The following is a 4,290-nucleotide window of genomic DNA, read 5'->3' as shown; positions in this document are numbered from 1 at the left end:
CCCAGTCCCGCACTGACAACCTTAAATTATTAGATAACTACAATGACGTCAATTGCGATGAGCAAAGAGGTCCTAGTGGTTTGTGCTCTGAGGAGAGTCTACGTAATCACAGAGTCTACGTAATCACCGTCAGCACATTTTTGTCCAAAAGCGAGCTGTAGGTCATAGAAATACTGTTGCCAATATGCATTTGTGTGCCTATTATTAATTTGCTTACTTTGAACATCATCATGTCACCCATATTTTGCCCACTTTCTTAACTTCGATCCGTGGGCTTTTTTTCACTTTGCCATACCTTAAGTTATTCATGAATTTCTAATATTCGATTTGCCGAAACGCATTTTTGTCCACTTCTGCGTTAACGTAATTACTCAGTTGTAGATCTTGAAATGAGTTTCTACTCAAGTGATTCAGCACCCAGTCGTTACTGAGTTTATTGTTGGAGTCCCTGAGTCTTCCCATTGGTATAAAAAGTAACAACTAGTATTGAGCACTTCATTTTTTGTTAGCTAGGTACTGTTGATATCGCTGCTTTATCGGTCTGATTCGTTTAAGGTGCTGCAATTACTTGTTCCATGTTCAATCCCTTGTGTTATTCACTTAGTTGCTTCGAATAAGTCTATACCTGCCGCTTTGAATGGACAAAAAAGACGGGGGAGGTGAATTAAAATGAGGGAAGTCCAATGACATATGCCTGTGCTTTCGATGCGACTGCCTAAGTCCTTGAATGTAAGCCACCAGTAAACATCAGTAGTTACTGAATGGCTAACACATAGTTTGGCAAACAGTTAACACGTATAGCACGATAGATCGGCGTGTTGTTTTCAGATGAGCTGAATTTCGCCGTTTCAATGCAATAAAAGTGGGGAGCTTGTGATTAATAGGGACAATAGCCAACATACGACGCAGCGTTTGTTTCAAAAGGCTCAAAATCAATTAGCGTACCTCGGATGAAGGCATGCACCAATTTTGATTGCTCTCGTTTAACCCTTGCTTGCACCTTCTCGTTTACGACAAACTCACAGTCAATCAATGACACTGAGGAAGAGTAGCCAATCACCTTTCCATAAGACTCTTTCTCTCGTGACCGAATAGAATACACACGCGTCGTATCGGTGGAGCGATGTAAGTTCAGATACACATCAACTTTCACGTCATGCTCTCCAAGGTCTTAAGAGCAAGAATCGAACAAGGTGTCAATTAGTAATAACGAGCTTCATGAGCAGCTTTGAGTTTTTCCATCAATGACGACAAAACAGCGGCTTCCTTTTCAGGCAGGGAATCACGAGCGAATGCTTCTAAGAACTCGAAATCCAGCGCTTCATACGTAGCATCGAACTGACATACCCATTCGGAGCTTCAACTGCTGTTCTGTGCATGTCATCCAATAGTTTGCAATGGTCTAGGTATTGCTCGGTCGCTCCATCAAGCAACTGGTTGGTTTCAAGCCAATGAAGGAGCCTATTCCATGCCATGTCTTCGTCCGTGGCATAAACAAGGTATGATTCTGGTTCGAAACCTTCTGCGTGAGTAACGACTAAGTACGGTTGTTTCATGTCTATCTCCAATTTAAAACGTTAGGGACTGGGTGCTGCCCACGCCCCGTTCCAGTTAGGTTATGCCAGTTCGTGAGCGTGCTTTGTTGCGATGTCCACAATTTCGCTTTCGAGGAATTCCTTGATTTTACTTTTACGAATTTGCTTCAAGTTCTTGGCTTTAAGTTGAAAGTATTCAATGGTTTCCTTGCTGGTGGCAATTTTCGATTTCCAATACTGAACATGGTCAGGGTCAGATTTCAGCTGAACCTTAAACTCATCAAGATCACATTGAGTGTCATTGACCACCCATAGGTGAGCAAGCAGATCCGATCTGGATTTATCTAAGATATGACTTTTGCAGGCCAGCATCGCTGATCGTTGGTCTTTATGCTCAATGAAGGAAAAGCCTGAATTTTCAGGTAACGAAGGCATGAGCACTTCTACAATCTCGTTGCCTTGACTGTCGTAGCCACCATGAGCACTTGGGTACTTCGATAGCATAAGAATGCAGCAATATGCGAGTTCATCATGAATGACTTGATACCAGACGTTGCCCCAAAACATTGCCATGTGATTTCTCCATTCGTTTGTGTGTAATGACAACCAAAGCATAGGTTCAACCTCTCTCTCTTCCCCCCACTCACTCTGGCAAGTCAAACGATATCGACTCTGAACTCCAATATGGGGGGAACCCTTCCATTCATCGAATAAAGTATCCCTAACGCCAATCACGGAGATGCAGCATGAACAACCTGACTTTTGAACAATGGGTGGAATCCTTTAAACCAATCATCAATGAGAATGGGGGTAGCGCCATCTTCCTTGATGACAATTGCATCTCATTCGAAACCTATGGCAACGACCTAGAAACCATCAAAACAATCGACGCCAGTCGAGTCTGGACGATCATCGAGATTGATATCGACGAAGAAGAAGATGAGCTGGGTGAGCCTGTCGACAGTAAGTGGGTAATTGTGAATGGTTGCCATTGGGTTAACCGAGTCGGTTACATCATTACTGAAACGAAATGGCAAGAGGGCAATGAATACGAAATTACTTACGACTGATACAAATCAGACCGACTCCTGAAGACGCAAAGAGAGGCAAATATGGACATTAATAATCAAAAAAACGTCGCTAACGATCTACTCAAGGCAAGAAGTACTGCTGATCCATCAATCGTATTGGAATGTGCTGATGGCAAAGTACGCATTTATTCGTTTCCAATCTCAGACCAAGACAGCAAAGAAAAGATGACCATGGCGCTGCGCGTACTAATGGGTAAACTCAACGTGCTCAAATACACGTTCGTTCTAGAAGCTTGGATGAGTACCAACCCCGACATCCGACCTTCGATGTCGCCTACACGTCAAGAATATATGGTTTTTTTGGTAAATGACCGTGTAGACGAAACATGCACCTTCTGGCCAATTCAACGCAATGAAGATGGTTCTGGTTTTGTCACCGAAACACACGATGTAAACCAAAACGGACAATCCGGTTTAATGTGCAATTTGTTCGACACTAAACCGTATGAAAAACTCAGCTTTACGAAAAAAAGAGCGGTCGACAAATTGGTTCTCCGATTACTGAACATGCGTGCAGAAGCAACGCCCACCATGCATTAGTTTGATTGTTCCCATAAAAAAAAGAGCACCATTGTGTGCTCTTTTTCCGTTAGGCGACTTGTGGGAACTTCCTTTCCGGTTCGCCATCTCTCACCAATTCATAAAGCATTGGTTCATAATGGTTTGTGGCCATCAGTATTAAATAGACGGGAACACCTTGGTCATACAGTGATTTTTGAAACACTTTGACTTCTTTCACTGTCATTGAAGCTGTGCGTTCCCTCATCATTCTCGCTTCGCTGACCATGCTATCCGAATAAAATTGCCCAGCCTTGGAGTTGACCTTAAGGTATGGTTGAATTCGCTTCCCCAATCGATCTAACAAAAATTGGTCACTAAAACCCGACTGCTTCAATCTCAGAACCTTGTCCTTCAGTTGTTTCCTTCGAGCAGAGACGTAGCGCTTTTGTTCATTGACCAATTGAGCGGCCTTATCCGTGAGTCCCTTTTTGTTTTTGAAAATACCATGCCTTGCGAGTCCCAATAACTCATGTTCATTCACTGTCGTTGATGAGGGCGAACCATCAAGGTTATACCGGGTATAGCAAGCTTGATAGCAATTAATCAGCGCCAGCTTGTACTCTCTGCTGGTGAAAAAACTGTCCAGAAAAAAAGAAACGTCTGCCTGACTGAACGATTGACACAACGTTTCTTGCAAAGCGGCACCAGCTCCGATAGCAAGAGGTTTGAGAGGCTTTCCTGACAAAATGGGAAAGCGTTTGAATGCATATTGTTGGATTTGCTCTTGAATAACACGATCCATGTTTACCCTCTTCAGTTGTTCCATACCCTCATCATTGTATCTAACTGAGTTTACAGATTGACAAATAGCGAGAGCAAAAGACGAAATTACCCAACTCAACAAAATGGACTTGTAAATTGCTAAACTGTCATGGTTTTCGTCGTATAACAAAGTTAGTGCATAACTAGCGAGATATAGTATGACGCCTGAATTTGAAGCAAAACTCGACCGCTTGAATAAACTTCGAAAAAACGCAATGAAAAGCAATGCGTTCTCGGATGCTGCCAAAGAACACGAAAAAGCCATCCAACAAACCGACAGCCACTCCCCTTCCACCACCAAAAAGAACAAAAAGAAAGGTCCCAAATCATTAGCGGAAATC

Annotated in this window: 7 protein-coding genes; 3 read left to right on the top strand and 4 right to left on the bottom strand. The window is 42.8% G+C overall.

The window, feature by feature from the left end; all coding sequences use genetic code 11:
* Positions 1 to 877: 877 nt before the first annotated feature.
* The 3 genes from ACTRWI_RS22030 to ACTRWI_RS22020 all read right to left on the bottom strand — a co-directional run bounded on the left by ACTRWI_RS22030 (position 878) and on the right by ACTRWI_RS22020 (position 2,108).
* Complete coding sequence (locus ACTRWI_RS22030) at positions 878 to 1,153, bottom strand: L5-gp82 domain-containing phage-derived protein (RefSeq protein WP_499133838.1); 276 nt, start codon at positions 1,151 to 1,153, stop codon at positions 878 to 880.
* Between the two features lie 145 nt (positions 1,154 to 1,298).
* Entirely contained in the window at positions 1,299 to 1,556 is a 258-nt protein-coding gene (locus tag ACTRWI_RS22025; protein ID WP_499133837.1) for a hypothetical protein, read from the bottom strand.
* 60 nt (positions 1,557 to 1,616) lie between these two features.
* Complete coding sequence (locus tag ACTRWI_RS22020) at positions 1,617 to 2,108, bottom strand: hypothetical protein (RefSeq protein WP_499133836.1); 492 nt, start codon at positions 2,106 to 2,108, stop codon at positions 1,617 to 1,619.
* Between the two features lie 173 nt (positions 2,109 to 2,281).
* On the opposite strand from ACTRWI_RS22020, the gene ACTRWI_RS22015 reads away from it, so the two are divergent.
* Complete coding sequence (locus ACTRWI_RS22015) at positions 2,282 to 2,605, top strand: hypothetical protein (protein WP_499133835.1); 324 nt, start codon at positions 2,282 to 2,284, stop codon at positions 2,603 to 2,605.
* A gap of 42 nt (positions 2,606 to 2,647) precedes the next feature.
* The gene (locus ACTRWI_RS22010) at positions 2,648 to 3,166 is read left to right on the top strand and encodes a cupin domain-containing protein (protein ID WP_499133834.1); all 519 of its coding nucleotides are present in this window, start codon (positions 2,648 to 2,650) and stop codon (positions 3,164 to 3,166) included.
* A 49-nt stretch (positions 3,167 to 3,215) separates the two neighbouring features.
* Here the strand turns inward: ACTRWI_RS22010 and ACTRWI_RS22005 are convergent, their stop codons facing one another.
* Positions 3,216 to 3,953 (bottom strand): hypothetical protein, encoded by a 738-nt coding sequence (locus tag ACTRWI_RS22005; RefSeq protein ID WP_499133833.1) that lies wholly within the window; start codon positions 3,951 to 3,953, stop codon positions 3,216 to 3,218.
* A gap of 154 nt (positions 3,954 to 4,107) precedes the next feature.
* On the opposite strand from ACTRWI_RS22005, the gene ACTRWI_RS22000 reads away from it, so the two are divergent.
* Positions 4,108 to 4,290, top strand: a 183-nt coding sequence (locus ACTRWI_RS22000; RefSeq protein WP_499133832.1) for a hypothetical protein, incomplete at its 3' end; no start/stop codon positions are given.

The sequence above is a fragment of the Pseudoalteromonas sp. G5_S1_14_S5 genome, assembly GCF_054968605.1.
This window is presented reverse-complemented; position numbering and strand designations above follow the sequence as displayed.

What these genes read in the sequence shown, in the direction of transcription:
- ACTRWI_RS22025 (WP_499133837.1), bottom strand. Translation starts at nt 1,556, where the DNA reads ATGAAACAACCGTACTTAGTCGTTACTCACGCAGAAGGTTTCGAACCA.
- ACTRWI_RS22020 (WP_499133836.1), bottom strand. Translation starts at nt 2,108, where the DNA reads ATGGCAATGTTTTGGGGCAACGTCTGGTATCAAGTCATTCATGATGAA.
- ACTRWI_RS22015 (WP_499133835.1), top strand. Translation starts at nt 2,282, where the DNA reads ATGAACAACCTGACTTTTGAACAATGGGTGGAATCCTTTAAACCAATC.
- ACTRWI_RS22010 (WP_499133834.1), top strand. Translation starts at nt 2,648, where the DNA reads ATGGACATTAATAATCAAAAAAACGTCGCTAACGATCTACTCAAGGCA.
- ACTRWI_RS22005 (WP_499133833.1), bottom strand. Translation starts at nt 3,953, where the DNA reads ATGGAACAACTGAAGAGGGTAAACATGGATCGTGTTATTCAAGAGCAA.